At 64.0% G+C, this 25,904-nt stretch carries 25 protein-coding genes; 5 read left to right on the top strand and 20 right to left on the bottom strand.

Annotated features, from left to right (window positions below):
- Positions 1–28: 28 nt before the first annotated feature.
- From CFR78_RS04765 to CFR78_RS04735, 7 genes are all read right to left on the bottom strand, one after another.
- A complete protein-coding gene (locus CFR78_RS04765) occupies positions 29–1,297 on the bottom strand; it encodes an AGE family epimerase/isomerase (protein ID WP_034927819.1) in 1,269 nt (422 codons plus the stop codon).
- Positions 1,290–2,150, bottom strand: coding sequence for a glucose 1-dehydrogenase (locus CFR78_RS04760; protein ID WP_034927816.1), 861 nt, complete (start codon positions 2,148–2,150; stop codon positions 1,290–1,292). The genes CFR78_RS04765 and CFR78_RS04760 overlap by 8 nt, the downstream gene beginning before the upstream one ends.
- A gap of 509 nt (positions 2,151–2,659) precedes the next feature.
- On the bottom strand, positions 2,660–3,682 hold the full coding sequence (locus CFR78_RS04755; protein WP_034927813.1) for an MYG1 family protein: 1,023 nt from the start codon (positions 3,680–3,682) through the stop codon (positions 2,660–2,662).
- 140 nt (positions 3,683–3,822) lie between these two features.
- Positions 3,823–4,203 carry a hypothetical protein gene (locus CFR78_RS04750; RefSeq protein ID WP_007398277.1) on the bottom strand — a complete coding sequence of 127 codons (381 nt, stop codon included), beginning with the start codon at positions 4,201–4,203 and terminating at the stop codon, positions 3,823–3,825.
- Positions 4,204–4,472: 269 nt separating this feature from the next.
- Positions 4,473–4,805, bottom strand: a complete 333-nt coding sequence (locus CFR78_RS04745; protein ID WP_034927810.1) for a hypothetical protein — start codon at positions 4,803–4,805, stop codon at positions 4,473–4,475.
- A 105-nt stretch (positions 4,806–4,910) separates the two neighbouring features.
- Complete coding sequence (locus CFR78_RS04740; protein WP_034927807.1) at positions 4,911–5,093, bottom strand: hypothetical protein; 183 nt, start codon at positions 5,091–5,093, stop codon at positions 4,911–4,913.
- An 82-nt stretch (positions 5,094–5,175) separates the two neighbouring features.
- On the bottom strand, positions 5,176–5,877 hold the full coding sequence (locus tag CFR78_RS04735; protein WP_034927805.1) for a pirin family protein: 702 nt from the start codon (positions 5,875–5,877) through the stop codon (positions 5,176–5,178).
- A 321-nt stretch (positions 5,878–6,198) separates the two neighbouring features.
- Here CFR78_RS04735 and CFR78_RS04730 point away from each other — a divergent pair, with 321 nt between their 5' ends.
- Positions 6,199–7,140: a LysR family transcriptional regulator gene (locus tag CFR78_RS04730; protein ID WP_034927912.1), complete on the top strand. Its 942-nt coding sequence runs from the start codon at positions 6,199–6,201 to the stop codon at positions 7,138–7,140.
- Positions 7,141–7,197: 57 nt separating this feature from the next.
- On the opposite strand, the gene wrbA is transcribed toward CFR78_RS04730, so the two are convergent.
- The 10 genes from wrbA to CFR78_RS04680 all read right to left on the bottom strand — a co-directional run bounded on the left by wrbA (position 7,198) and on the right by CFR78_RS04680 (position 18,326).
- A complete protein-coding gene (gene wrbA, locus CFR78_RS04725; protein WP_034927802.1) occupies positions 7,198–7,794 on the bottom strand; it encodes an NAD(P)H:quinone oxidoreductase in 597 nt (198 codons plus the stop codon).
- Between the two features lie 132 nt (positions 7,795–7,926).
- Positions 7,927–8,610 (bottom strand): Fe2+-dependent dioxygenase, encoded by a 684-nt coding sequence (locus CFR78_RS04720; protein ID WP_007398284.1) that lies wholly within the window; start codon positions 8,608–8,610, stop codon positions 7,927–7,929.
- 5 nt (positions 8,611–8,615) lie between these two features.
- Positions 8,616–9,122 (bottom strand): hypothetical protein, encoded by a 507-nt coding sequence (locus CFR78_RS04715; protein ID WP_007398285.1) that lies wholly within the window; start codon positions 9,120–9,122, stop codon positions 8,616–8,618.
- A gap of 16 nt (positions 9,123–9,138) precedes the next feature.
- The gene (locus CFR78_RS04710) at positions 9,139–9,849 is read right to left on the bottom strand and encodes a tetratricopeptide repeat protein (protein ID WP_034927798.1); all 711 of its coding nucleotides are present in this window, start codon (positions 9,847–9,849) and stop codon (positions 9,139–9,141) included.
- Positions 9,830–12,142, bottom strand: coding sequence for a TonB-dependent receptor (locus CFR78_RS04705; RefSeq protein WP_034927795.1), 2,313 nt, complete (start codon positions 12,140–12,142; stop codon positions 9,830–9,832). The genes CFR78_RS04710 and CFR78_RS04705 overlap by 20 nt, the downstream gene beginning before the upstream one ends.
- Positions 12,143–12,718: 576 nt before the next feature.
- A complete protein-coding gene (locus tag CFR78_RS04700) occupies positions 12,719–13,204 on the bottom strand; it encodes a DUF523 domain-containing protein (protein ID WP_034927792.1) in 486 nt (161 codons plus the stop codon).
- Positions 13,205–13,293: 89 nt separating this feature from the next.
- On the bottom strand, positions 13,294–14,751 hold the full coding sequence (locus tag CFR78_RS04695) for a phosphomannomutase (protein ID WP_181417497.1): 1,458 nt from the start codon (positions 14,749–14,751) through the stop codon (positions 13,294–13,296).
- Between the two features lie 427 nt (positions 14,752–15,178).
- A complete protein-coding gene (locus CFR78_RS04690; RefSeq protein WP_034927787.1) occupies positions 15,179–16,093 on the bottom strand; it encodes an NAD(P)-dependent oxidoreductase in 915 nt (304 codons plus the stop codon).
- 96 nt (positions 16,094–16,189) lie between these two features.
- A complete protein-coding gene (locus CFR78_RS04685; protein WP_034927784.1) occupies positions 16,190–17,245 on the bottom strand; it encodes an NAD(P)-dependent alcohol dehydrogenase in 1,056 nt (351 codons plus the stop codon).
- A 25-nt stretch (positions 17,246–17,270) separates the two neighbouring features.
- The gene (locus CFR78_RS04680) at positions 17,271–18,326 is read right to left on the bottom strand and encodes an aldo/keto reductase (RefSeq protein ID WP_034927781.1); all 1,056 of its coding nucleotides are present in this window, start codon (positions 18,324–18,326) and stop codon (positions 17,271–17,273) included.
- Between the two features lie 188 nt (positions 18,327–18,514).
- On the opposite strand from CFR78_RS04680, the gene CFR78_RS04675 reads away from it, so the two are divergent.
- Positions 18,515–19,420: an AraC family transcriptional regulator gene (locus CFR78_RS04675; RefSeq protein ID WP_240471322.1), complete on the top strand. Its 906-nt coding sequence runs from the start codon at positions 18,515–18,517 to the stop codon at positions 19,418–19,420.
- 247 nt (positions 19,421–19,667) lie between these two features.
- Entirely contained in the window at positions 19,668–20,381 is a 714-nt protein-coding gene (locus CFR78_RS04670) for an aspartyl/asparaginyl beta-hydroxylase domain-containing protein (protein ID WP_007398299.1), read from the top strand.
- Here the strand turns inward: CFR78_RS04670 and CFR78_RS04665 are convergent.
- Both CFR78_RS04665 and CFR78_RS04660 read right to left on the bottom strand, forming a co-directional pair.
- A complete protein-coding gene (locus tag CFR78_RS04665) occupies positions 20,378–21,073 on the bottom strand; it encodes a TetR/AcrR family transcriptional regulator (RefSeq protein WP_051671997.1) in 696 nt (231 codons plus the stop codon). The genes CFR78_RS04670 and CFR78_RS04665 overlap by 4 nt on opposite strands.
- Positions 21,074–21,392: 319 nt before the next feature.
- Positions 21,393–21,587: a hypothetical protein gene (locus CFR78_RS04660; RefSeq protein ID WP_034927778.1), complete on the bottom strand. Its 195-nt coding sequence runs from the start codon at positions 21,585–21,587 to the stop codon at positions 21,393–21,395.
- A 170-nt stretch (positions 21,588–21,757) separates the two neighbouring features.
- Here CFR78_RS04660 and CFR78_RS04655 point away from each other — a divergent pair, with 170 nt between their 5' ends.
- A complete protein-coding gene (locus CFR78_RS04655; protein WP_034927904.1) occupies positions 21,758–23,173 on the top strand; it encodes a DUF2252 domain-containing protein in 1,416 nt (471 codons plus the stop codon).
- 149 nt (positions 23,174–23,322) lie between these two features.
- Here CFR78_RS04655 and CFR78_RS16210 read toward each other — a convergent pair whose 3' ends face one another.
- Complete coding sequence (locus tag CFR78_RS16210; RefSeq protein WP_034927775.1) at positions 23,323–23,535, bottom strand: hypothetical protein; 213 nt, start codon at positions 23,533–23,535, stop codon at positions 23,323–23,325.
- A 169-nt stretch (positions 23,536–23,704) separates the two neighbouring features.
- Here CFR78_RS16210 and glgX point away from each other — a divergent pair, with 169 nt between their 5' ends.
- Positions 23,705–25,858, top strand: coding sequence for a glycogen debranching protein GlgX (gene glgX / locus CFR78_RS04645; RefSeq protein ID WP_034927772.1), 2,154 nt, complete (start codon positions 23,705–23,707; stop codon positions 25,856–25,858).
- Positions 25,859–25,904 lie beyond the last annotated feature (46 nt).

Here is a 25,904-nt window from a genome sequence, read left to right as displayed (position 1 = left end):
AAAAACGGCCATCGATGTTTCCGGCGGTTCAGCTTCCCGGCAGGGTAACGGCCGTCGCAAAGCTGGGGGCAAGCGGCAGCAGCGGCATAATGGTGGCCTGCCATGCATGATACAGGTCCGCCTTGCCTGCCTGGATTGTGCTGGAGGGATGATTGTGTTCGTCCAGTTCCTGTATCCACCCGCCCTGCTGGCGGTCGATCATGTAGGTATCGATATAATCCCAGATCGTGCGGTACCAGTGCTCGTAACGCTGGTGGCCCGTCCGCTTGAGCAGGGCGGCGGCGGCGGTCATCGCTTCGGCCTGGCACCAGTGCGGGCGATTGTGTACGACCGGCCTGCGCGCCCAGTCGATTGTATAAAGCAGGCCGGGTGCGCCATCACGCTGCCAGCCGTTGTTCATGCCGCTGTGGAACAGTTCGATCGCGTCCTCCACCAGCCATGGCGGCGCGTGGCCGTCCGCGCGCAGCAGGGCCGCTTCCAGCCTGAGCAGCAGATGCGCCCATTCCACGAAATGCCCCGGTGTCATGCCGTACGGGCGCAGGGCATCGGCTGGCCTGTCGCGGTGGTAGTCCTTCAGTACGCCCCATTCCCGGCTGTAATGTTCAGGCAGGCAATAGCCCGCATCGCGTGCGTAGGTGTGGATGAAGCGTTCCGCAATACGCAGCGCCCGGTGCCGCCACACCCCGTTGCCGGTTACGTCCGCCACCGCCATGCAGGCTTCGACGGAATGCATGTTGGCGTTCGCGCCGCGATAGTCTTCCTCATCCGACCAGTCCGCCGCGAAACTTTCACGGAATACGCCTTCCGCCTCGCTCCAGAAATGCCGCTCCCATATGGCCAGGGCAGTATCAAGCAGTTCACGCCCGCCCGCCACCCCGGCCACATGGGCGGAGGAGGCGGCAAGGGCTACAAAGGCATGCAGGTACGCCTGCTTGCGGGACTCTTCGGGTGGTTTTCCGTTTATGGCCGGTGTCAGGTACCAGCCGCCATGGTCATGGTCCTCCAGCGCGCCACGCAGGCTGGCCACGCCATGGGCGGCCAGCGGTGCGCAGCCGGGCAGGCCACGGCCCATGGCCACGGCATGGACATGGGTCATGCGCGCGGTCAGCGTGCCGTCCGCCACGGCCCCGGGTTGCAGCCGCCCGTCATCGCCCAGCGCCGCAAAGCCGTGGGGCACGCGTGATGGCTTGGAGAAATCCAGCAGCCGCTGGCCCTGCATGTCCAGCCAGTGGCGATGCGGCGCAAGCCGGAGCCACGACGAGACAGGCAGCACAAGCCCCGCCAGCGGTTCAGCCATTGATGATCATCCCGCCATTCACATGCAGCGTCTGCCCCGTGACATAGGATGAATCCCGCGCGGCCAGATAGACATAGGCCGGACCCAGTTCGCTTGGCTGGCCCACGCGCTCCATGGGGGTTTTCTGGCCCAGTTCGGCCACGGCCTGCGGGTCCACCGGCCCCCAGCTTGCGGGTTGCAGCGGGGTCCAGACGGGGCCGGGTGCTACGGCGTTGACACGGATGCCTTTGGGCGCAAGCTGCAGGGCCAGGGCGCGGGTAAAGCCCATTTCCGCGGCTTTCGTGGTGGTATAGGCCACCAGTGACGTATTGCCCGCAAAAGCATTGATGGACGATGTATTGATGATCACGCTGTCACGCCCCAGATGGGGCAGGGCAGCGCGCGCGATGTAGAAATAACCGTTGATGTTCACATCCATGTGGCGCTGCCAGAGTTCATCGGTAATATCGGTCAGGTCATTGCTGACATACTGCACCCCGGCATTGTTCACCACGATATCAAGGCCGCCAAATGCCGCCACGGTGCGCGCGACCGCATCATTGCAGACCGCGCTGTGTGACACGTCGCCCCGGATGGCCAGGCCGCGCACGCCCTCGGCTTCAATCTGGCGGATGGTTTCCTGCGCGTCCTCGTCTTCTTCAAGGTAAAGAATGGCGACATCCGCGCCCTCGCGTGCAAAATGCAGTGCGGCGGCACGCCCGATGCCACTGTCCCCGCCTGTAATCAGCGCCCTGCGGCCCGACAGCTTGCCGCTGCCTTTGTAGTCCGCGCGGATATGCTCGGCCTGCGGGTCCATCAGGCGTTCGATGCCGGGCTGGTGTGGCTGGCTCTGTGGCGGGATGGTCGGGGTCATGGTTTCTCCAGCATGGCTGTTGAAAGGCTATGCGCGCTGAACGCAAGGGGGGCGCAATATGTTGCATGCTGATTGCGTCATGACGTGTAGAATAATAAAAATACAGAATTGTCTTAATATTAAAAATGGAAGTATTTGATGTTCCGTGACACATTATTTAAAAATGCCATGCGGCTTATCTGGAGCGCATGCCGTGGCGTACAGCCTGCGGGGGGGCTGCCTGAAGCAACAATATTGGAAAACATCCCGTAATCATAAGGATGTTTTTGGTTAAGATTTTTTTCAGAAAGCTTCGGGGCATGTCGCCTTTTTAAAAAAAGGCGCGGCCCGAAAACGTTTGTTTTCCAGACAGCCTGTTTCATTTACGTGGAAATGATGACCGTGGCGGTGATGCCAGACCTGTGCTTGCCTGCCTTGCCCTGTTCAGGAGTGGTTTCCGGTCAGGTTTCTGCCGGCAGGCATCAGGGGGATGTACCCGCCCGCAGGTTTTCCGCAGGCGGGACGGGGGTTCAGGCAGAAGCCTGGGCTGCGTCGATTTCCAGCGCCAGGGTGGCCATGCGGATCGCACCCGCCTTGCTGGCCGCGCCGCAGATGAAGCGCGCGGGGTGGGCAAACACCGCATCCGGCACGCCCGATACCCGGGCCAGTGTCTCGCCATCCAGTCCGCGCCAGGCTTCGGGCAGGGAGACGCGCTGGCCAAAATCGCCGCGCGTGGGGGGAACGGCCTTGACGTTCCAGCGGTCCTGCCCGGCGGGGGAGACGACATAGACGACCGGCAGGTCATGCTCAAAAATCACCTTTTCCGTCGGCATGCCCGTATCCATTACCAGAATGCGCTTGTCCTGTGCTGCCTCGAATGCCGCCAGCACGCGGCCTGCGGCTTTCAGGCTGGCGCGCACGCGGTCCACCGTATTGACCAGATAGCCCGCAACCGTGGTCGCGGCTTCGGCAAAGCCGGCCGCCTCGCGCAGGCGTGCCTGTTCGGGGCCGTACAGTTCGGCCGTGTCCCATGTGGGGCGGCAGGCGGACACGATATCGGCCAGCGACAGCTTGCCCATCTTGGCCACGCCGTTGTCATCCTGATCGATCGGCAGGACCAGTGATTTGTCAATTGCCTGCCAGATGGCGGGCAGGTCCGCCTCATCCACCGGGGTGGCCAGCATGTTGCGGATGGCGGCGATGCCGTAATCCTTCCACAAAAGCCCCGCCGCGCTGTAGGGCGTGCCATCCTCCCGCAGGGGCTTGTCCTTCATGTGGTGGTCGTAGCGGCCCGTGGCGGGGTCATGGCGGCCGCCCACGTCAAAGACGATGTCGGCCGCCGCAATGCGTTCGGGTGCGCGGGTGCGGGTGAAGTGCAGCCGGTCATCGGGCACGTTGCCCACAACGCGGCCCGCCAGGTCACCCTGCGGGGCCAGGGCGTAGTGCAGGATGACATAGCCCAGCGTTTCATCCAGATGGAAATTCCCCGAATGGGTTACGGCGGTGATGGTGCCGTGACCATTGTCAAGGCCGATGGGGGTGTGTTGGGACATGGGGGAACCTGCGGCTGGGGTGGACAATCTGCTGCCCCTCATGCCGCAAAGGCGCAGGCAAGACAATATCCCCGGTGGAATATCCCCAGTGGGACATCCCCGGCGGGCCGCCTGCCATTCCCGTTGCCCGCTGTCCGGGTTCAGCTGGCCATGGCCGCCTTTGTCAGCACCTGCGTGCAGGCCACATGGCGCCGGGGCATGTCCAGATCGGTCAGGCGCAGCCCGCCCGCCTGCGTGGCGGGCCGGATCACGCCCGCCGTGCCAAGGGCGTAATCCATGTTGCCCCGTTCATCGGCTGGTACCGCGCCGGTCCGGGCAATCAGCAGGTCCAGCAGGCGGGTGGCGTCCGCCACTGGTGCAAGTCCGTTGCCGATGCAGAAATTGAGATAGCCTGCCACCCGCGCCCCCGGTGCATTTTCAATCAGGGGTTGTGGATCGGTAGGGGCGGCGGCATGGGCGGATGCATTCAGTTCCAGCACCAGCATGGTGACGGGCAGAAACAGGGCAAGGGAGCGGCGCATGGCTTTCCATCCTTCTGGCGGGATGTAAAACAGGGCCGCGCAGTGCCACGCCCCTGATCCCGCTGGAGCGGTAAAGTCGGGACGGGACCAGTGGTTGCAGGCGCCCGCCACGCTTTTTTCCGGTACGACGGATCGGGACCGCATTACACGGGACAGCAGGAAGCCCTTACCGGAAGGCTGCGGGGAACACCGCCTTTTTGACAGGAGGCGGCACCCGGAAACTCTGCTCTTTTCTACCGGCGGGAAAGGGCGCGCCTTCCCGTCCGGGGTTACAGCGGGGTGCCGGTCAGATCATCCAGCAGGCTGTCAAGAAAGGTGTGGGGCCGTGCGGCCCTGTTCTGCTGGTCGGGGCTGGTGGTGGTATCGGCAGGTGGGGCAGGGTTGCGGCCTGCCGCCAGATCCCACAGGTACTGGGCGCGCGTCCGTTCCGCCTGCATGGAAGCGGCTGCCTGTCGCAGGCTGTCCAGCGCGGCGCGGGCGTGTTCATCGCCTTTCTGTGCGAGGGGGATCAGCGCTTCGGCCGCATCGCTTACGCGGGCCTGGCTTTCCTCGATCTGGGTGCCCAGACTGAAATAGGCTTCCGCCACGGCTTTCGGGTCCATGATCTTCCTCTCCACGGTTATTGGCGGGGCAGGGTAGCGCAATCATCCCATGGGCGGGAGCCGGTTCGGGCATGGCAGCCATACGCCCCCCGGCAGGTCCCCGCGTTACCAGCGGCCGCCACCGCCGCCCACCGGGCCACCCCGGTACGGCCTGCCGCCACGGCGGTCATATCCGTCACCGTAATACCCGTCATGCCAGCCCCGGTCATGGTGGTGGCGGGGGCCGTAACATCCCGCAAGCGAGAGCACCGTGACAAGGATGGTCGTGATCTTCACGGTATGGCGCATCGGAACCTCCTGTAACATGAAGGGGGAACGCCGCAGCCCGGCGGAAGTTCGGGCGGCCCGCGGGGCCGCCCGCCCCGATGGATCAGGGGACCGTATCGACCAGCACGACCTCGGCATCCTCCAACGCGCGCACGCGCAGTATGTCGGTGGCGGAAATGGCGGCACCATCACGCTCGCCCACACGCATGCCCTCTATTTCCACCGCGCCACGCGCGGGAACCAGATAGCCCAGCCGCCCGGTACCCAGCGGGTATTCCACCACCTGGCCCTTGCGGAGCGTGGCGCCCAGTACGCGGGCATCGGTATTGATGGGCAGGGCGTCGGTATCGTCCCGGCTGCCCGATGCCAGCACCACGAACCGGCCCGCACGGTCATCCCTGGGGAAGGCACGCGTGCCCCATGAAGGCGCATGTCCCGCGCGGTCGGGCATGATCCAGATCTGGAACAGCCGGGTCGGCACGTCATCGCGGTTGTATTCGCTGTGGCGGATACCCGTGCCGGCGGACATGACCTGTACATCACCCGCTTCCGTGCGGCCGGTATTGCCCAGGCTGTCCTGATGGGTAATCGCGCCCTCGCGCACATAGGTGATGATTTCCATGTCACGGTGCGGATGGGTGCCAAAGCCCGTGCCGGGGGCAATCATGTCATCATTCCAGACCCGCAGCGCACCCCAGTGCATGCGCGCGGGGTCATGGTAACTGGCGAAGGAGAAATGATGCCGGGCATCCAGCCAGCCATGGTTGGCGTGGCCCAGCCTGTCAAAGGGACGGATCTCGATCATCTGCCTTACTCCATTTTCCGTGTTCGTGCAGGCATGGTAACGCAGGGCTGTGATGGCATATATGGAAATGATGGAAATATATCGTTTCCATATATTATACCTTATGGATTATCCGGGAATGCCGGGGCAGCCCGTTATCATATGCGTGTTTTTTAAAAAACTGTTTGACAAATAAAGATAAAATTTTTCGGATATCGCCTTTTCCCAAAAAGTTTCACCAAAAACTTCCTTATGATTTACAGGTGGTTTCATGGGCGGGTTTCTGAAACGGTCTCCGGATTATGAACACCATGGATGGAGCGCATTGCGTAGGGTTGCATGATGAGACTGCCGGATCTTGAAGCCTGGGCCATTTTTGCAAAGGTTGCCGAACGCGGTTCCTTTGCCCGCGCGGCAGAGGACATCCAGCTTTCCAAACCCACGGTGTCCAAGGCCGTAAGCCGGCTTGAGCAGGCGCTGGGGGTGGCGTTGTTCAACCGCAATTCACGCCAGATGTCCCTGACCGAGACGGGGCGCGGCCTGCTGGGCCATGCCAGCCGCATCCTGGCCGAGGCCGAAGCCGCCGAGACACAGGCCCGTGGCGGCACGCTTGCGCCGTCGGGCCTGATCCGCGTGGCAGCCCCCATGACATTCGGGGTGCGCCATCTTTCCCCGCTGCTGCCCGATTTCCTGCGCCAGTATCCTGAAATCGACATTACCATGGATTACAGCGATGCGCTGGTGGACCTGGTGGCCGGGGGGTACGACGTGGCGCTGCGGATTGCGTCCCTGGCGGATTCAGCCCTGCGGGCGCGGCGGCTGTGCAATGTGCGGCTGGTGCTTGTCGCATCGCCCGGCTACGTGGCGCAGGCCGGTCATCCCGATGACCCGCGTGCGCTGGAGGGGCACAGGAGCTTTGTCTACACCAACACCACCGCCCCCGGCATGATCCGCCTGCATGAGCGGGCCAGCGGGCGTGAATACGTGCTTTCACAGACGGCACGCCTGCGCTCGGACAATGCGGAAGCCTTCCTGCCCGCGCTGGAAGCGGGGCTGGGTTTCGGGCTGTTTCCGGAATTCATGGTGTGGGAGGGGCTGAAATCCGGCCGCATCACGCGCCTGCTCCCGCAATGGGAGGCCGCCCCCGTCGCCCTTTATCTGGTCACGCCCGCCAGCACGCTGCGCCCCATCCGGGTTACCACATTCATTGATTACCTGACCCGCGCCTTCGGCCATGCGCCATGGGGGCATGAAGAGGGGGCACCCATGCCGGGGGCGGCATGAAAAACGCCCCCGGGCCATTTGGCCGGGGGCGTTCATCCCTGCGTTGCGGTGCGGGGTTCAGGCCAGTCTGCGCGCAAGACCCGCCACATGCTGGCCAAGGAATTTCGCCCCGCCCAGCTCATTGGCGCTGGGCAGGCGGGAGCCGTCGCCTGCCGCGATGGTGGTGGCGCCATAAGGCGCGCCGCCGGTCACTTCATCCAGCTTGAGCTGGCCCTGGAAGCTGTAAGGCAGGCCGGTAATCACCATGCCGTGGTGGATCAGGTTGGTCAGGACGGAGAACAGCGTCGTCTCCTGCCCGCCATGCTGGCTGGCGGTAGAGGTAAACGCCGCCCCCACCTTGCCCACCAGCGCGCCCTTCAGCCACAGGCCGCCTGTCTGATCCCAGAAATTGGCCATCTGCGCGGGCAGGCGGCCGAAACGGGTGGGGGCGCCGACAATGATCGCGTCATAATCCGCCAGTTCGGCCACCGTGGCGATGGGGGCGGCCTGTTCGGTCTTGAAGTGATGGGCCTTCGCCACGTCTTCCGGCACCAGTTCGGGCACGCGTTTGACATCGGCCTCCAGCCCGCCCGCGCGCACGCCTTCGGCAACTGCGTGGGCCATTGTCTCGATATGGCCGTAGGTGGAATAATACAGTACAAGAACCTTGGGCATTTCATGGTCTCCCGTAATGCCAGCAGCGGTTTTTCGGCGCTGGCTGCGTGAACGTTCCAACCATATCGCGCTCCGGTCCCGCCGATACCGCAAATACGGCAACCTACCGTTTCCGATATTTGGGGCGTGCGTCTACAGTTCGGCCCACTGGCGCAGCAGGTTGTGGTAGGTGGCCGTCAGCCCCAGCACGCCGGGATGGTCATCGGGCAGTGCCTGGCGGGTTTCGATGATCGAGCGGTCGAACTGGTAGAGCAGGGTACGCTGCACGTCATTGCGGATCATGGATTGTGACCAGAAGAACGCCGCCCACCGGCTGCCGCGCGTCACGGCGCGCACGCTGTGCAGGCTGGTGGCGGGGTAGAGCACCATGTCCCCCGCCGGCACCCGGATGCACTGGGTGCCATAGGTATCCTGAATGATCAGTTCACCGCCATCATATTCATCCGGCTCACTCAGGAACAGGGTGGAGGACACATCGGTGCGGATACGGAACCCCGTGCCCGGCAGGGGGCGGATGGCGTTGTCCACATGGGTGTCAAAGCGCATGCCCGCGTCATAGCGGTTGAACAGCGGGGGAAAGACCCGCAGCGGCAGGGCGGCGCTGTTGAACAGCGGGTTGCGGCCCAGTGCCTGCAGCACCAGGTCCGCCAGCGCGGTGCCTTCCGTGCTGTCCTGGGGGATCTGCAGGTTGAACTTGGCCCTGGCGGACTGGTCGCCCGCCGTGACCCGGCCATCAACCCATTGCGACTGTTCAAGCACCCGCCGGCAATGGGCGACTTCCTGCGGGCTGAGTACGGCGGGGATATGGACCAGCATCGGCTTCAGTGCCTGTGGCCCGCATGCTGGGGCAGCAGCCGGATCAGCACGTCATTGGGGCGCTGGCCGGCGGCGGTGGCCAGTTCCTCCAGCGTCTCGTCGGTGGATCGCACGCTGTAGCCCGCATGGGTCAGGCGCGTGGCCAGTTCATCGGGGGTGGCGTGGAACAGCGGGGCAAGCGTGCCCAGGGGGGCATGCGTCAGCAGCGGGAACACGCGCTGGGCCGGGTTGCCCCCGGCATGCCCCGTCATGACCATGAAGCCCGCGGCCGCGGCCAGCGACACCACGCAGGCCACCAGCATGGAGGGGTTGCGGAAATACAGCATGAACTGCCCCCAGTTGCGCCAGACATGCAGCACGAACGGCAGCAGTAGCACCATGCTCAGCCATGTATGCATGGAATGGAACATGCCGGGCATCCAGTGGAAGAACAGCGCCGTGCCCGATATGGCCGAAACTACAAAAAGCCCCGTGATGAACGGGGTGGAATATTTTTTTATGAATACATTCATCCGTAATACGATCTTGCTAGGGTTTGGTTTCGTATTCTGTCGTGGCCTGTAACCGGCTGGCCGCGATGTGGCCGATGCGGCGCAGCGCCGGGTCGGCCTGCCCCGCCACAAGCTGCGCAAGGGCACGGAACACATCGTCAAAACCATGGGCCAGCGCCCGCTCCAGCCAGGGCCGTGCGGCGGGCGCATCGTGGCGGGACAGATGCAGGCGGCCCAGGTTGAGCGCGCCCCAGCAGTCCCCGCCCATGGCGGCGGCATGGAAAAGACTGGCGGCCGGGCTGGCATGGGATGTGTGGATCACCCCGTCTTCCACCAGCAGGCCAAGCATGGTCAGCGCCTTGGCCACGCCGCCACGCGCGGCACGGACATAAAGTCTGCCCGCCCGGTCCGGGTCCGCCGCGACACCCCGGCCCGCCAGATACAGGTCAGCCAGGTTGAAGGCGGCCCAGCCATAGTCCTGCCGTGCGGCCTCGGCAAAATACAGCGCCGCGCGCGCGGCATTGCGGGCGGTGCCCCAGCCACGCTCGTAAGCGCGGCCCAGCATGTTGAGCGCACGCGGGTCATGGCTGCGCGCCGCCGCTTCGAACATAAGGAAGGCTTCTTCCATCATGCCCCGGTCAAGGTGGATCTGCCCCAGCATGAGCTGCGTTTCCACAACCTGCGCCGCCGTGGCGCCCGGAACATGGTTCCGGGCATTCAGGGCGGGATCAGAACGTGACACCGACATTGCCCATGAAGTAGCGCCCCGACGAAGGCACGGCGCGTGAGCCGGAGAACGAGGAGGCATAGTTCAGCCGGTTGGTGATGTTGTTGGCATTGAACGAGACCCGGTAATGCCTGTAATCCCACGACACCATGCCGTTAAGGTTGAAGGTATAGGGCATGCGCGCGCTGTTGGTCGTGTCCGGCCCGGCCCAGTAGCCCGAGGAATACTGTGCGCCTCCGCCCACCTTCAGGCTGCCCCATTCGGGCCGCAGCAGCAGGTGCGACAGGTCATACGAACTCCAGACCGACATGTTGTTGTGCGGCACCTGGGGGGCGACCTTGCCATTGTCGCCGGTGTTGCTGTGGGTCACGCGCCCATCCATGTAGGAATAGGAGGCAAAGACCTGCCAGTCGCGCGTGATCTTGCCATTCGCACTCAGTTCCACGCCACGGATGCGCCGCCCGCTGCCTGAGTCGGCAAAGCCGGTCTCCAGGTCGCCATTGACGTCATAATACTGGGAATTGTTTTCGCTGATCTGGAAGAAGGCCACCGTGGTGCCCAGGCGCTTGTGGAAGAAGTCGGACTTGTTGCCCACTTCAAACAGGTCGCTGCGCTGGGGGGAAAGGTTGACGCCCTTCTGCGCCACGTCGCCCGCCGTTGGCTTGACGGTAACCAGCGACGAGACATCGGTGCCGACGGGCTTGTACGACCGCGCGAAGGTGAAGTAGAAGGATGTATCCTTCAGCGGCGTGTACATGATGCTGCCCGACGGGCTCCAGCGGTCGGATTTCTGTTCCGCCCGGCCCTGGCTGGCGGTGGCGCGGGTGTAATATGTGCTGCTGAAGGAATCCCACCGCGCGGTGCCGAACAGGGCAAGCTGTTTTGTCAGCTGGATGCGGTCGGCCAGGAACAGCCCCAGGTCACGCGCATTGGCGTTGCCATAACCGCTGTCAGGGAAGGTGACGGAGGTAGACGGATAGGAATATTGCGGGTTGCGGATGGTCTGGTTGTTGGTACGGTTGGTAAAGCTGCCCGGCCAGCGGGAATCACTGGCGTAGTTGATGTCCACCCCGGCCTTCAGGTCATGATGGATGAAGCCGGTATCGAAGCGTGCGCGCCCCATGATCACGTTCTGCACCCCCCAGCCCTGCTGCCGGTAGGCCGCGCCACCGCCCGCGCCATAGGGCAGGGCGTAATCGCCGCCGCTCAGGATGGCGGCCGCGCACGCACCCGAGCACGCCGCGGGGGTGGTGGCGGTGTAATCACGCTGGTACAGGCTCAGCCGTGTATCGTTGGTCAGCGTGAACCACCGCGTGATGTCGGATTTCAGCGCGGAGGTAAGGGTGTGTATGTTGGAGCGGTCAAAGTCGAAACTGCGGGTATAGCTGGTATTGCGTGCCACGCCATATTCGGTAATGGGACGGTAGATGCCATTTACCTGGATCATGCTGACGCCGTAATCGGGCTTGCTGTTGCTGCTCAGCCACTGCCATGTCAGGTGCCATGATGTCCTGCTGCGCAGCCCCACGCCAAAATCGACGGCGGCGCCATAGCGGTTCGATGTCACGTTGTTGCGGTCGACCACATCCTGCCTGTTGTACATGCCGTTGATGCGGATGGCCATGTCATCATTGATCTGGTAGTTGATGTCCCCCGCGCCCCGATATAGCGGGCCGCTGCCAAAGGTCTGGTCATAACTGTAGCTGTTGCCGGCATGGGCGTGCTTCTGGCTCTGGTTGATCACGCCGCCCACGTTGCCCGCGCCAAAATATTCGCCCGATGGTCCCTTTATCACCTCCACGCTCTCGGTATTGAACGTATCGCGGGTGTAGGTGCCAAAATCGCGCAGTCCGTCGGTGTAGATGTCCTGGCGGGCCTGCAGGCCACGGATGCGGAACTGGTCACCGTTCAGGCCGCCCGCGCCCTCGCCGGTGGAAAGGGTGATGCCCGGCACGTTGGCCAGCGCCTGGTCCAGCGTGAAGGCGCGCTGCTGCCGGATCAGTTCCTGCGGCACGACCGTAATGGTCTGCGGTGTGTCGCGCACGGTGGCGGGCATGCGCGCGATGTGCAGCGTTTCGCTATTGGTGTTGCCGGCGGCGTAGCCAGCGTCATCCGTATCCACATGGCCACCCACGCGCACGGCCGAAAGTTTGATGGTGCTGTCCGTGGCCTGGGGGCGGGGGGCGGGCTGGGTCGTGTCGTCCGCGCTTGCTTCGCCCGCGTTCACGCCAAAACCGACCGACATGCCCAGCGCCACGGCCACCCGCAGCCCGCGGCCCTGTGGCCCGGTGGGGGGTAATTCTGCCTTGTTCAATTCACCACTCCTGGCGCGTCGTTCAACCGCGCGCCGCCTGCCGATGTGAAGGAATGGAGTGTTGATAATAATTATCAAACTCAATCGCAAATGATTCTCATTCATTTCTGTCAGGAAAGCGGCAAGTGTTGTACCGCAGCCACAGATTTTATGTAAGAACATGCATGTAAAAAATGAAATATTATGTAATTTTTCATGGGCTTGTATCAGAAACCATAATATATTCATAATACAAAAGGATCGGGCATCACGGGCCATGCCCTGGAAAAAGGGCGGTCCGGCATGCCCCTGAAGTATGATAATAATTTTCAGTTGCGTTAATTGAGGGGATTTTCTGTCCGCGTGCCCTCTGCCGCGCAGGCCAGGCGGCGGTATCGTGGTGCCGGCCACGCACAGGGGAAATAGCCGTGGCAGTCACGCCATGGTGGAACAGGGCACGGGAATTCAGTCATCCGCCATGCATGGGACGGCCATGGGAATGCCCGTGCTGTTTTGTATGAAAAACCGGGGCAGGGGTCCCGGCGGGAAAAGGCACGCGGCAACAGCCCCGCCCGACATGAACGGGGTGGCGGGCCTTCAGCCCATGGCGGCTTCCAGCTGGGCAAACCGGTCGGGCGCGTAGACCGTAATGCCATTGCGGCGCAGCAGGGCGGCGGTAACGCCGGTACCTGCGTGGCGGGTGCCGGTAAAGCCGCCATCATAGATGAAGCCGCTGCCACAGGACGGGCTGCCATCCATCAGCAGGGCCAGCGTGCAGCCATGCAGGCGGGCCATGTCCAGCGCCATGCGCGCGCCCGTCAGGAACGGGGCCGACAGGTCCTGCCCATCGGCCTGACGCACACGGGCATGCCCGTCCAGTACGTCCGCGCCATCCGCGCCGTCCATGATTTCCGCAGGCGCGCGGGGGGTGGGCAGGCCGCTGGCCGTCTCGGGGCAGAACGGTACCACGCGGCCCTGCGCCTGCCAGCGTTGCAGGCTGTCGTGCATCAGGGTCTTTGCGGTGCCATCATAACGCACCTTCTGGCCGAACAGGCAGCCGCTGATCAGAAGTCTGGTTTCCATGGCCTGAGCATTCCACAACCGGCGGCCGGAGAAAACGGCCAAAAGGCGGAAAATTGCCCATGCCGCTTCCAGCACGCCCCCGCTGGGGCCTATGCCTGCCCGCGCCAGGCGCCGACCGCGCTGATCCCGGCCCTGAGCAACGCATCGGCCCGTTCGGGGCTGTCCGCCTCGACATAGACGCGCAGTTCCGGCGCATTGCCCGAGGGGCGCAGGTGGATGACCTCCCCCCCGTCGAACGTCATGCGCAGGCCATCGGTCTCGTCCACGCCGGCAAGCGCGCCGCAGGCCCGTGTCAGCCCCAGTTCCGCCGCACCCTGTGCCGGGTTTTCGCTCATGCGGGCAATCCTTGCCCTGCTCCGCGCGGTTGGCATTTCTACCAGCCGGTCGCTTAGCGTAAAGCGCGGCGGCAGGGTGCGCACCAGCTCCGCCAGGTCCATGCCCGCCTTGCGCGCGGCCACCAGTGCGCAGAGCATGGGCAGAACGGAATCACGGGTGGGCAGGGCGGACAGGGTGCGGCCATCCAGTGTGACGTCACTGGCCAGCAGGAAGCCGCCATTCGCTTCGTACCCGACCGAGGGCAGGCTGCCTGCCTGCGCCGCCTCGGTCATGGCGGCGACCACGAAGGGGGAGCCGATGCGGGTGCGGCGCACGTCCCTGGCAAAGCCCGCCAGTTCCAGCGCCGTATTGCTGCTGACCGGCGTGGTTACGGCGGCGGCCCCCAGAAAGCGGGCGGCCAGGATGCCCAGCACATCACCACGCAGCCAGTCGCCCGCGCGGTCGGCCAGAAGCGGGCGGTCCGAATCGCCATCGGTCGTCAGGATCGCATCCAGTCCGCCATCCGCCGCCCATTCACGGGCCAGTGCCGCGTCCTCGGGGCGGACGGCTTCGGTATCGACGGGGATGAAAGTCTCCATCCGGCCAAGTGGCACGGCCTGCGCGCCCAGTGCCGCGACAATGCGCACCAGCACGTCGCGCCCCACGGCGGAATGCTGGTAGATGCCCAGTTTCAGGCCGGACAGGGCATGGGGGCCGAAAAAATCACGGTACCGGGCAACGAAGCCGGGCACGACATCGGTCACGGCGGGCAGGGCCGGGGGGGTAACCAGCGCGCCGCTGGCATCAAACATGCCTTCGGGCAGGTCGACATCCTCCTCGCGCATGGCGGATTCATCGGGCTTGAGGAATTCCCCATGCGCGCGATTGAACTTGATGCCGTTGCGGTCGGCTGGGATATGGCTGCCCGTTACCATGAGCGAGGGGATGCCCCGTCCGAAAGCATACAGGCACAGCGCGGGCGTGGGCACAAAACCGCAAAAGACCGGGTGGCCGCCCATATGGGTAATGGCCGCGGCACAGGCGCGCAGGACATGCGGCGTGCTGGGACGCAGGTCGCCCGCCATGGCCACGTCGGTGCCGGGCGAAAACTCACCCAGCCGGGCCAGATGCTTCAGGTATCCCACCGTATAGGCAAAACAGACGGCATCCGTCATGGCGGTAACAAGGCCGCGTGCGCCACTGGTTCCAAACGCAACGCCGGACTGCTGCATCCACTGGGCTATTTTCATCGGGTCTTTCTCGCACCTGTCATCGGAGTGGCATGGGTATCGGGGTTGGGAACATATAGCGTATGCGCATGTCCGGGTCTTTATGCAACCGGGCTGGAACCGGGGCCATATTGGCGGTGGGAAATATGGCACCACGAAGGCCATGTCATGCGCATGAACTGGTCGGGGAGGGGGAAGTCGCCATATGAACCGGAATGGCAGGAATGGGGTAATGTCAGGAAAAAATGAAACCGGATACCCGCTCATGCCGTTTATTGTTTTGCTGGTTATTGCTTTGCTGGTAATTCATGATTGAGGGAGGGATGGATGGCGAACCTGGTTCATTTTCTGCAATATGTGGCGCTGAAGCAGTATTTCGACATGCAGGAGCAGAAGGCCGCATGCCGTGTGGCGCGCACGCCCCCCGTATCTATCCGTCCCCGCCGTCCGTCTGGTCGCGGCGCGGACCCAGTCCGGCATCGCGCCGCACGCATTCCTGCAGAATGACAAAGTCGCGTTCGCCATCTCCCGCCGCCATGGCTGACAGGAAACGGTCCCGCGCAATACCGGCATAGGGCAGGGGAACATGGTAGTCATGCCCCGCCGCCAGGAACATCTCGGTATCCTTCAGCCCAAGGGTTACGGGGGCGCCCGGCGGGTCATAGGCCCCGTCAACCATCAGCTGGCCATAATTGCGGTGCACCGGTGCATTGAAGAAGCTGCCGGTCATGATATCGAACAGGGCATGGGGGTCATTGCCCGCCTTTTCGTTCAGGGCAAAGACCTCGGCCATCTGCTCGATCGTGGACATGATCATGAAATTGAGCGAGAGCTTGACCAGATTGGCCTGCACCGGATCGTGCCCCACGCGGAACATCCGGCAGGCAAAGGCGGTCACCACCGGCTCCAGCCGGTCGACAAGCCCCGCTTCCCCGCCCATTATGACGGATAGCGCCCCGCTGGCCGCAGCCGGTGGGCGCCCCAGGACATTGGCGCTGACATAGGACTGGCCACGGGCCGCATGGCCGTCGCGCAGCCTGCGGGCCTGTTCCAGCGACACGGTGGCGCAGCAGGCATGCATGCCATCGGCCCCCAGCGTGCTGGCAATGCCATCGGGGCCAAAGGTCAGGGCCTGCGTCGCGGCATCATCGGACAGCATGGAAAAAACGATTGCGGCATCCCGTGCCGCCGCCGCCGGGGTGGGGGCCAGCACTGCGCCCATGGCCAGCAGGTCATCCGCCCTGCCGGCCGTGCGGTTGTAGACGCACAGCGCATGCCCGGCTTCCAGCAGGCGCCGTGCCATGGGGTGCCCCATGGCACCCAGCCCCACAAACCCGATCTTCATGGCACGTCTCCCGCCTGTTTCCGCCTGCCATGGCCTGAACGTGCGGGACAGGCGGCGGGAACAGGTGTCTGGCGTTTTATTTTCCTGCCTGCGGCCTCATGCGGTTTGGGGCATGGTGGCCATGTCGATCACGAAGCGGTATTTCACATCCGAACGCAGCATGCGCGTATAGGCGGTTTCGATCTCGTCCATGCGGATCATCTCGATATCGGCCGTGATGTTGTGCTTGCCACAGAAATCCAGCATTTCCTGGGTTTCGGGGATGCCACCGATCAGCGACCCGGCAAAGCGGCGGCGCTTCATGAGCAGGCTGAACACGGAAACCGGCAGCGGCTGCTCCGGCGCGCCGACCTGTACCATCGTGCCATCGCGCTTGAGCAGTTCCAGATAGGCGTTGATGTCGTGGTCCGCCGCCACGGCATCGAGAATGAAGTCAAAGCGCCCCCGTTCCTTGGCCATGGCATCGGCGTCCTTTGACAGCACGACCTCATGCGCGCCCAGCCGCAGGCCATCGGCCACCTTGCCGGGCGATGTGGTGAACAGCACGACTTCAGCACCCAGCGCACGCGCGAACTTCACCCCCATATGGCCCAGCCCGCCAAGGCCCACGATGCCGACGCGCTGGCCGGGGCCGACCTTCCAGTGGCGCAGCGGCGACCATGTGGTAATGCCCGCGCACAGCAGCGGGCTGGCCGCCGCCGGGTCCAGCGTGTCGGGCACGCGCAGCACGAAGGACTGGTCAACCACCACGGCGCGCGAATACCCGCCAAAGGTGATGCCGCGGCCCTGCCGGTCCTCACCATTATAGGTGCCGACAAAACCGACTTCGCAATACTGCTCCAGCCCGTCGCGGCAGCTGGCGCATTCGCGGCATGAATCAACCATGCAGCCTACGCCCACCATGTCACCCACCTTGAACCGGGTGACGGATGTCCCCGTTTCTGCCACCCGGCCCACGATTTCATGGCCCGGAACGCAGGGGTAGATCGTATTGTGCCATTCATTGCGGGCCTGATGCAGGTCGGAATGGCAGACGCCGCAGTACAGGATGTCGATGCGCACGTCATCCGGACCGGTATCGCGCCGGTCAAAGGCGAAAGGCCGGAGCGATGCATCCGCCGCGGTCGCGGCATAGCCAACACATGAGAACATTCTTCGGATCCTTATTGGTTGCGGTTCAGGCGGATTGAGGTTTTTCGCCCGCCATGGCGCCCAGGCGGTAGGCGCCCTGGCGTTCAATCATCCAGCCCGGGTATTCGGGGGGCAGGGCGCTGACCCGGTCAAGCCGGTCCAGTTCGGCTGCTGATAACGTGATCGTGCGCGCGCCCAGGTTATCAACCAGCTGTTCGGGCCGGCGGGCGCCGACAATCACGCTTGTGACCACCTTCTGGTGCAAAAGCCATGCCAGTGCGATCTGCGCCACGCTGCACCCATGCGCCGTGGCAATGGGCCGCATGGCATCGATCACGTCAAACGCCCGGTCGCGGTTGACGGGCGGGAAATCGAAATCGGCCCGCCGCCCGTCACCCGAAATGGATGTGCCGTCACGGTGGTACTTGCCCGACAGCAGGCCACCGGCCAGCGGGCTCCAGACCATAAGCCCGACCTGTTCCGACAGCAGCATGGGGGCCAGTTCACGCTCCAGGTCGCGCCCGGCAAGGGTGTAGTACGCCTGCAGCGAGCGCAGCGGGGCCAGGTTTTTACGCTCGGCTATGCCCAGCGCCTTGGCAATCTGCCATGCCGCCCAGTTTGAGACGCCAACATAGCGCACATCACCACAGCGCACGAGCGTATCCAGCGCTTCCATGGTTTCCTCGATCGGGGTGAGGGGGTCCACGCCATGGATCTGGTACAGGTCGATATGGTCAAGCTGCAGGCGCTTCAGGCTGGCGCGTGCCTGTGCCAGGATATGGGCGCGCGAGGCCCCGCACGCATTGGGGCCCTTGCCCATGGGGCCAAGCACCTTGGTCGCGATCACCACATCATCGCGCGCGATGCCAAGGTTGCGCAGTGCCTGGCCGGTCATCTGTTCCGACAGGCCATCTGCATAGACATTGGCCGTATCGATGAAGTTGACCCCCGCATCAAGTGCCGTGCGGACAAGCACGTCCGCCTGCTCCTGCCGCAGGTTGCCGATTTCCTTCCACATGCCGTCACCGCCGCCAAAGGTCATCGTGCCAAGGCACAGTTCGGATACCAGCAGGCCGGTCTGGCCCAACGGATTGTATCTCATCGGCATTCCTCGCGTTTCATGCGTGCCTGGCCCGTGCGCGGACGGGCCAGTCAGGACCGGCGCATCATGCCGCGCCGGGCGGGGCTTGCATACAGGGATACAATCTGATCCTTGCACGATCCTATCATAGTGACCGCATGCCCCTGTCCGGCGCGCGCCGGACCTGCCAGCATGATGATGGAGAATGCATGATGTCCCTGCCAATCACCAACCTGCGCCAGACCATGCTGCGCCATGCGCTGGACGTACAGACTTACACGCCGGTACCGGGCCTGGTCCTGTTCCATTCCGTGGGGCAGACCCTGCCGATGGAATGCCTGTACCAGCCCCGTCTGTGCATGATCGTGCAGGGCAGCAAGCAGGTCACGCTGGGCGAACGGGTCTTTACCTACAACACCCGCAAATACCTGATCGCCACCGTTGACCTGCCCGTGACCAGCTGTGTGACGCAGGCCAGCACGGACAGGCCCTACCTGTCGCTCAGCCTTGACCTGGACCCCGCCGAGATCGCGGCCCTGCTGCTGGGCGCGCCGCCGGTCGTGGCCGATGCCCGCACACCGCCGGGGCTTGCGGTCAGCGCGCTGACGGATGACCTGCTGTGCCCCATGTCGCGGCTGGTCAACCTGCTGGACCGGCCGGAGGACATTCCCGTTCTGGCACCGCTGGTCAAGCGCGAGATCCTCTATCGCCTGCTGCAGGGCGAGCAGGGGGGACAACTGCGGCAGATCGCGCTGTCCGGCAGCCATCTGTCACAGGTCAGCCGGGTCATGGCATGGATCCGCCAGCATTACGCGCAGCCCTTTGATGTGGACAGCCTTGCGCGGCGGGCGGGCATGAGCACACCGTCTTTCTACCGTCATTTCCGTGCGGTCACGATGATGAGTCCGCTCCAGTACCGAACCCGTATCCGCCTGCACGAAGCCCGCAAGCGCATGATGAGCGGGGGCGAGGACGCCGCCGGGGCGGGTTTTGCCGTGGGGTATGACAGTCCTTCGCAGTTCAGCCGTGATTACCGCCGCTTTTTCGGCATTCCCCCAGCGCGTGACGCGGCCATGATGCGCGCGGCCCTGCTGGCGGAACCCCGGGCCGTGTGACCCGGGGCATGTAACCACGCGCCCGTCCAGCCGCCCCGGCCCTGCGTCATGCAGTGCCGTGTAATAGATATCTCGAAAATACGTGAATAGAATCACGCAGCGCCTGCGCTTCTGTCGCGTTGCTTTCCATGCATGTCTGGTTTTACTTCCGGGCTTGGCAGGGAAGAAATTTCCAATATTGCCCGCCGGGCTTATTGTTTCCATGTGTAACATATTCTAGGGATGCTGCGAGATCAGGGAATATGAGATGGCGAAAAAAAAGACCATTTACCACCTTACAAAGGGGCTGCGCGACAGGGTGGACGCCTTCATCATGCGCCAGTCCCTTCTGCCCGATCAGGCCGTATTCGATCCCGCCATCATGCCCTGGGTCGGCATGCTGGAGCGGCACTGGGGGGAAATCCGCGATGAAGCCCTGCGGGTGGGCGTGAACGACATTCCGTCACTGGGGGATATATCGCCCGATCACGGGCGGATTGCGGCCGACAGGCGTTGGCGTTCCTTCTTTCTGGAAGGCTACGGCTACAAACGGCAGGAAAACCGCGCCCGCGTGCCACTTACGGCCGCGCTGATCGACCGTATCCCCGATCTGTGCACCGCCAGTTTCTCGGTGCTGGAGGCCGGATGCCACATTCCGCGCCATCGCGGCATGACCAAGGGCATGCTGACCTACCATCTGGCCCTGCGTGTTCCCGATGACCGGAAGAACTGCTGGATCCAGATCGAGGAAGGCACGCACATGCATGTCTGCCCGTGGACCGATGGCCATTCCCTGCTGTTTGATGACACCTACAACCATGAAGTCTGGAACAATACCGGCCAGGACCGCTATGTCCTGCTGATCCAGGTCCGCCGCCCCTGCCGGTGGCCCGCGCGGCTGCTCATGAACCTGTTTTTTACGGGCGTCCGGTATTCACGCTTCGTGCAGGATATCCGCCGGAATCTTGACTGCGGCAGCTAGCCGCCCGACAGGGCCGGACCATCGCCGGCGGTGCCCGCCCGGTCGCGGCGGACCAGGCACATGATGGTTTCCATATTGAAGTCAAGCCGTTCGCGCAGGGCTTCGGGTGCGGAGAAGTCGCGGCTGAACAGGACCGACGCCGTATGGCGGCTGGTAAAATAATAATGACAGATCGCGGTAATGGTCATGACAAGCTGGACCGCATCAAGCCCGGGGCGCAGCATGCCGTCATGCGCGCCGCGGTCCAGCAGGGCCTGGACGCGGCGCATGAAGCGGTGGCTTATGGGCCGGAGCAGGCGGGATGTGCGGATATGCCGGGCATTGCACAGGTTTTCCGTGTTGACGAGGGTGATGAACTCCGGGTTGCTGATGTAATAATTCCAGGTAAAGCGCACCAGTTCCCTGATTGCATCCAGTGGTGGCCGTGCCTCCAGATCCAGCCGCGCCGCCTTTGTACGGATATCCAGATAGGCCCGCTCCAGCACGACCCTGAACAGGTTCTCCTTGTTTTCAAAGTAATGGTAGATCATGCGCTTGTTGGCGCGCGCGGCCAGCGCGATGGTATCCACCCGCGCGCCGTCCAGCCCGTTGGCGGCAAACTCCGTCCGGGCAGCATTCAGTATGCGCTGGCGTGTGGCCTCCGCATTGCGGGGTTGGGGGGCAGGCCGTCCTGTGTGGGTTGATGGCGTCATGGCCCGGCTCCTGCGCTGCTGGTCGTGCTTCATGGACTGGAAAACACGGTATGGGGCGGCATGGTACAGAAATCCATCACCGGGCGGCAACATGGATTCAGTGCATGGCAAGCCTGTATCCGCAACAGGCGGCCCCATGATGCCTGGCTGTGACGGCTGCGCAGCCCACCGGGCAGGGCATCCGTGGCGGATACATGAACGGACGGGGATAGGGTAACCATGCGGTTATGGGCCGCCATGCACGATGGCGGCCCCGATGGCGGTCGTCATGCCGTCATTACCCGCTGGGGCCTGCAGGCCCCGATGTGATGCGGCGGCGTTATGGTCCGGCCTGTCCCGACAGTTTTTCCCGGGCTTTCTGGCGGTAGGCTTCCTGTTCGGCTTCCGTGGCGGCCGGCAGCGGGGAATCAGATGACGGACCCCGCACCGGGGAACCGATCCGCCATGGGCGGCCCAGTTCTTCTTCAAAAAGTTCGCGGGCGGTCTTTTCCACATCGGCGCTGGTATGGGGCATGGAAGCGGTCCTTGGCATGGCGGCGTATCCGGCCATAGCGCGTCGGGGGCATGGCCGTTGCTTCACGATGTGGCAATCTGGCCCACCCGGCCTGGGGGCATGCCAGAGGGCTGTCGAAGCCGGATGGGGGATGGCGGTGACATATTATGTCAAAAATGCTATCATGGCGCATGGAACCCGCACAGACCAACCCGCTTCCGTTCCTTAGGCCGCAGGCAGCGGGCCAGGGCCGCAGGGCGCGTCACGCGCAGGGCATGGCCCTGCGCGGGCACACGGCGCGCGCGTGCCATGGTGCATGGCAGGCGCCGCCCGGGCGGGCGGACCCCGTGGGCGTGCTTGTTGCGCAGGGCCAGCAGCGCATACAGGACCTGCTGCCGGTCCGCTACGCACGCATGCTGGCCTCTCCCTTTGCGTTCCTGCGCGGGGCGGCGGCGGTCATGGCGGCGGACCTGGCCCATACACCGGCCGCCGGCCCGCGCGTTCAGAGTTGTGGCGACTGCCATCTGGCCAATTTCGGCAGCTATGCCTCGCCCGAGGGGACGCCGGTTTTCGATATCAACGACTTTGACGAGACACTGTCCGCCCCGTTTGAGTGGGATATAAAACGCCTTGGTACCTCGCTGGTCCTGGCCGGGCGGCAGTATGGCCTGTCCGACGGGCGAAGCCGGGCACTTGCGGTTTCCATGGCGCGGGCCTACGCCGTGGAGATGAAGCGCCTTTCACGTCTGTCGCCTCTGGCGGTATGGGCGGACCCGATCGACCTTTCCGCCGCCATTGCGGGGTTTGCGGACAGGCGTGCCCGCACCCTGGCCCGTACCCTGCTGGCGCAGCGCATGGAAAGCGCCCGGCGCCATTACGGCCTTGTCGATACGGGATCAGGCAGGCCCGCGCTGCGTGAGCACCGGCCGCTGGTCATGCGCCTGCCCGCGCATGACGGGGTGATCAGGAAGGCATTTGCCCGCTACCTCGCCACGCAGCCCGCTGAACTGGCCGTGCTGCTGGATCGCTATGCCCTGCGTGATGTCATATTCAAGGTGGTGGGCATCGGGAGTGTTGGCACGTTCTGCGCCATCGGCCTGTTTGCCACGGCGGATGGGGACATGCTGCTCCTGCAGATCAAGGAAGCGCAGCAGTCCGTCCTTGCACCATTTGCCGGGCCGTCGCCCTTCCACAACCAGGGGCAGCGCGTGGTGACGGGGCAACGCATCATGCAGGCGCAGAGCGACATATTCCTGGGCTGGACCCATAGCGCCGGTTCGCCCGACATGGCGCGGGACATGGCGGACCTGTCCGGTGCGGGCCGTCAGTTTTACGTGCGCCGCCTGAAGGATGCACGTCTGGCCGCCATAGGCTCCGACATCACGGCGGAAGGACTGCCTGATTACGCGCATCTGTATGGCCGCACCCTGGCCCGCGCGCATGCCCGTTCGGGAGACAGTGCGCTGATCAGCGGTTATGTGGGAAAGGGAAACGGCTTTTCCGATGCCATAGGCAGTTTCTCCGTGCTGTATGCCGATCAGACAAAGGCCGACTGGATCACCTTTCGCAAGGCGGTGAAGGCGGGCCGGATCGTGGCGGCGGGGTAGGCAATCCGCTTCCGGCACGCGGCGCCTGCCAAAAGGGGCCGGGAACGGCACCGGGCCGGGTTCATGACGGGCCATCCGCGGACTGTCCGTTACAGGGTCCTGCGTGCACGAAACGGGCCGGTTCAGACGGATCATCCGTCATGGCGCGGTCAGTCGGCCACCGGGCCTTCGTCTTCCTCATCGGGTTCCAGCGGTTCGTCCGGACCCGGAACGGGTTCGGGTGGCAGGTCCAGCGGGTCATCCGCATCGGGATCGTCCGCATCGGGATCGTAGGGGGGCGGTTGGTACATGGGCGCGCCGGGGCCGGGTGTTGTGGGGGGAATGGCGGCGCCGGGCGCATCTTTTCCCTCAATCCTGAGCATGGTCTTTCTCCATTACCGGGTTCGCGTGCAACGGGCGGCCGGGGCATGGGTTGCATGGGGCCGGGAACCGTAACCTGGGTGCGGCAGGCGTACCATCAAACCCGCTCCATGCGGTTGCGTTGGATGAAGGCTGCACCCATCACACAAGGGATATGATGCCTTGGCCCGTATGCTCAAAGACCGCCTTCGAGAAGGACATCCCTATCCGCGCGGGGCGACATGGGATGGGGAAGGGGTCAATTTCTCCCTTTTTTCAGCCCATGCGCACAAGGTGGAAGTCTGCCTGTTCGACCGTGACGGCATGACGGAAATCGAGCGCATCACCCTGCCGGAATATACCGACCAGATCTTTCATGGCTGGGTGCCCGATATCGGCCCCGGCCAGTTTTACGGCTACCGTGTGCACGGGCCGTATGAACCCGATGCCGGTCACCGCTTCAATCCCAACAAGCTGCTGCTGGACCCCTATGCCCGCGCCCATCTGGGGGACCTGCACTGGAACCCCGCGCTGTTTGGCTACACGATCGGGCACAGGGATGCGGATCTGAGCTTTGACACCCGTGACAGCGCGCGTTTCATGCCCAAATACGTGGTGATCGATCCCGGTTTTGACTGGCATGGCCAGTCGGGCCGCAGTCCGGTGCCATGGGACCAGACGGTGCTGTACGAAGCCCATGTCAAGGGTCTGACCCGGCTGCACCCCCGCGTGCCGGAGGGCGTGCGCGGTACCTATGCCGGGCTGTCCACGCGGGGGGTCCTGGATTACATCCACGCCCTTGGCGTCACGTCGCTTGAACTGCTGCCCGTGCACAGCTTTGTCGATGACCAGCACCTGCTGGAAAAGGGGCTGCGCAACTACTGGGGCTACAATACCATCGGCTTTTTCGCACCCGACCCGCGCTATGCGGCCGACCGCGCGGAATCCCTGCGGGAGTTCAAGGAGATGGTCTCCGCCATCCATGCGGCGGGGCTGGAGGTGATTCTGGATGTTGTCTACAACCATACGGCCGAAGGCAATGAATGCGGGCCGACGCTGTCGTTCCGGGGCATAGACAACGTTTCCTATTACCGCCTGATAAAGGACCAGCCGCGCTATTACGTGAATGATACGGGCACCGGCAACACGGTCAACCTGTCCCACCCGCGTGTCATACAGATGGTGACCGACAGCCTGCGCTACTGGGCGGATGAGATGCATGTCGACGGGTTCCGCTTCGACCTTGGCACCATTCTTGCGCGTGAACCCAACGGGTTTGACAACCAGTCCGGCTTCCTCAAGGCCTGTTCGCAGGACCCGACGCTGGAAACCGTGAAGCTGATTGCCGAACCGTGGGACTGTGGGCCGGGGGGGTATCAGGTTGGCGGCTTCCCGCCCGGCTGGGCGGAATGGAATGACCGCTTCCGTGATGTGGTGCGCAATTACTGGCGCGGGCACGAAGGGGCCGATGCCCTGGCCCCCCGGCTGCTGGCCAGCCCCGACCAGTTCGACCACCAGGGGCGCAAGCCGTGGGCGTGTGTCAATTTCCTGACCGCGCATGACGGTTTCACCCTCAATGACTGCGTCACCTACGGGACCAAGCACAACGACGCCAATGGTGAGGAAGGGCGTGATGGCGCCGAACTGAACAACAGCTGCAATTATGGCGTGGAGGGACCGGACGACGACCCCGCGCGCACGGCGCTGCGCGGGCGGCAGATGCGCAACATGCTGGCCACCCTGCTTGTGGCGCAGGGCACGCCCATGCTGCTGGCGGGTGACGAGTTCGGCCGCACGCAGGGCGGTAACAACAACGCCTACTGCCAGGATAACGAAATCTCGTGGGTCAACTGGGATTTCGGCGCGCGCGGGCAGGCCCTCGTCCGGTTTGTCACGCGCCTGACCGAACTGCGCCGGCGCCTGCCGATCCTGCGGCGCGCGCGCTTCCTGACCGAAGCGTATAATGCGGAACTGGATATAAAGGAACTGACCTGGACCCGCCCCGATGGCGCGGAAATGACCCCACCGGACTGGGAAGGCGCGCAATGCGTGGGGCTGGTGCTGGACGGGCGTGCGCAGCCCACCGGCATCCGCCGCCGGGGGGCGGATGCCACGCTGCTTATGGTGTTCAATGCGCGGCCCGAGACGGTTGCCCTGACCCTGCCTTCGGTATCCGACCAGCACTGGCGGCTGCTGGTCGATACCAGCATGGAGGAGGATACGAGCATCCCGGCCGGCACCCGGCATTTCAGGCCCGGCGCCACCTATTCCATGGTGGACCGTTCCTTCCTGCTGTTTGACCTGCTGCCCGATACGGCATCGGTTGGCGAACCGCTTCCCGCCTGACGGAGCGTCGCGCCGGACCGGCCTGACGCCCGCGCGCATGGTGGCC

Origin of the sequence: Komagataeibacter rhaeticus, from assembly GCF_003207855.1 — a bacterium.
Lineage (GTDB): Bacteria > Pseudomonadota > Alphaproteobacteria > Acetobacterales > Acetobacteraceae > Komagataeibacter > Komagataeibacter rhaeticus.
This window is presented reverse-complemented; position numbering and strand designations above follow the sequence as displayed.

What these genes read in the sequence shown, in the direction of transcription:
- CFR78_RS04685 (WP_034927784.1), bottom strand. Translation starts at nt 17,245, where the DNA reads ATGTTCTCATGTGTTGGCTATGCCGCGACCGCGGCGGATGCATCGCTC.
- CFR78_RS04745 (WP_034927810.1), bottom strand. Translation starts at nt 4,805, where the DNA reads ATGGACCCGAAAGCCGTGGCGGAAGCCTATTTCAGTCTGGGCACCCAG.
- CFR78_RS04675 (WP_240471322.1), top strand. Translation starts at nt 18,515, where the DNA reads ATGATGTCCCTGCCAATCACCAACCTGCGCCAGACCATGCTGCGCCAT.
- CFR78_RS04730 (WP_034927912.1), top strand. Translation starts at nt 6,199, where the DNA reads ATGAGACTGCCGGATCTTGAAGCCTGGGCCATTTTTGCAAAGGTTGCC.
- CFR78_RS16210 (WP_034927775.1), bottom strand. Translation starts at nt 23,535, where the DNA reads ATGCTCAGGATTGAGGGAAAAGATGCGCCCGGCGCCGCCATTCCCCCC.
- CFR78_RS04690 (WP_034927787.1), bottom strand. Translation starts at nt 16,093, where the DNA reads ATGAAGATCGGGTTTGTGGGGCTGGGTGCCATGGGGCACCCCATGGCA.
- CFR78_RS04665 (WP_051671997.1), bottom strand. Translation starts at nt 21,073, where the DNA reads ATGACGCCATCAACCCACACAGGACGGCCTGCCCCCCAACCCCGCAAT.
- CFR78_RS04680 (WP_034927781.1), bottom strand. Translation starts at nt 18,326, where the DNA reads ATGAGATACAATCCGTTGGGCCAGACCGGCCTGCTGGTATCCGAACTG.
- CFR78_RS04740 (WP_034927807.1), bottom strand. Translation starts at nt 5,093, where the DNA reads ATGCGCCATACCGTGAAGATCACGACCATCCTTGTCACGGTGCTCTCG.
- CFR78_RS04670 (WP_007398299.1), top strand. Translation starts at nt 19,668, where the DNA reads ATGGCGAAAAAAAAGACCATTTACCACCTTACAAAGGGGCTGCGCGAC.
- CFR78_RS04655 (WP_034927904.1), top strand. Translation starts at nt 21,758, where the DNA reads ATGGAACCCGCACAGACCAACCCGCTTCCGTTCCTTAGGCCGCAGGCA.
- CFR78_RS04735 (WP_034927805.1), bottom strand. Translation starts at nt 5,877, where the DNA reads ATGATCGAGATCCGTCCCTTTGACAGGCTGGGCCACGCCAACCATGGC.
- CFR78_RS04710 (WP_034927798.1), bottom strand. Translation starts at nt 9,849, where the DNA reads ATGTCGGTGTCACGTTCTGATCCCGCCCTGAATGCCCGGAACCATGTT.
- CFR78_RS04720 (WP_007398284.1), bottom strand. Translation starts at nt 8,610, where the DNA reads ATGCTGGTCCATATCCCCGCCGTACTCAGCCCGCAGGAAGTCGCCCAT.
- CFR78_RS04755 (WP_034927813.1), bottom strand. Translation starts at nt 3,682, where the DNA reads ATGTCCCAACACACCCCCATCGGCCTTGACAATGGTCACGGCACCATC.
- wrbA (WP_034927802.1), bottom strand. Translation starts at nt 7,794, where the DNA reads ATGCCCAAGGTTCTTGTACTGTATTATTCCACCTACGGCCATATCGAG.
- glgX (WP_034927772.1), top strand. Translation starts at nt 23,705, where the DNA reads ATGCTCAAAGACCGCCTTCGAGAAGGACATCCCTATCCGCGCGGGGCG.
- CFR78_RS04715 (WP_007398285.1), bottom strand. Translation starts at nt 9,122, where the DNA reads ATGAATGTATTCATAAAAAAATATTCCACCCCGTTCATCACGGGGCTT.
- CFR78_RS04760 (WP_034927816.1), bottom strand. Translation starts at nt 2,150, where the DNA reads ATGACCCCGACCATCCCGCCACAGAGCCAGCCACACCAGCCCGGCATC.
- CFR78_RS04750 (WP_007398277.1), bottom strand. Translation starts at nt 4,203, where the DNA reads ATGCGCCGCTCCCTTGCCCTGTTTCTGCCCGTCACCATGCTGGTGCTG.
- CFR78_RS04765 (WP_034927819.1), bottom strand. Translation starts at nt 1,297, where the DNA reads ATGGCTGAACCGCTGGCGGGGCTTGTGCTGCCTGTCTCGTCGTGGCTC.
- CFR78_RS04695 (WP_181417497.1), bottom strand. Translation starts at nt 14,751, where the DNA reads ATGCAGCAGTCCGGCGTTGCGTTTGGAACCAGTGGCGCACGCGGCCTT.
- CFR78_RS04700 (WP_034927792.1), bottom strand. Translation starts at nt 13,204, where the DNA reads ATGGAAACCAGACTTCTGATCAGCGGCTGCCTGTTCGGCCAGAAGGTG.
- CFR78_RS04660 (WP_034927778.1), bottom strand. Translation starts at nt 21,587, where the DNA reads ATGCCCCATACCAGCGCCGATGTGGAAAAGACCGCCCGCGAACTTTTT.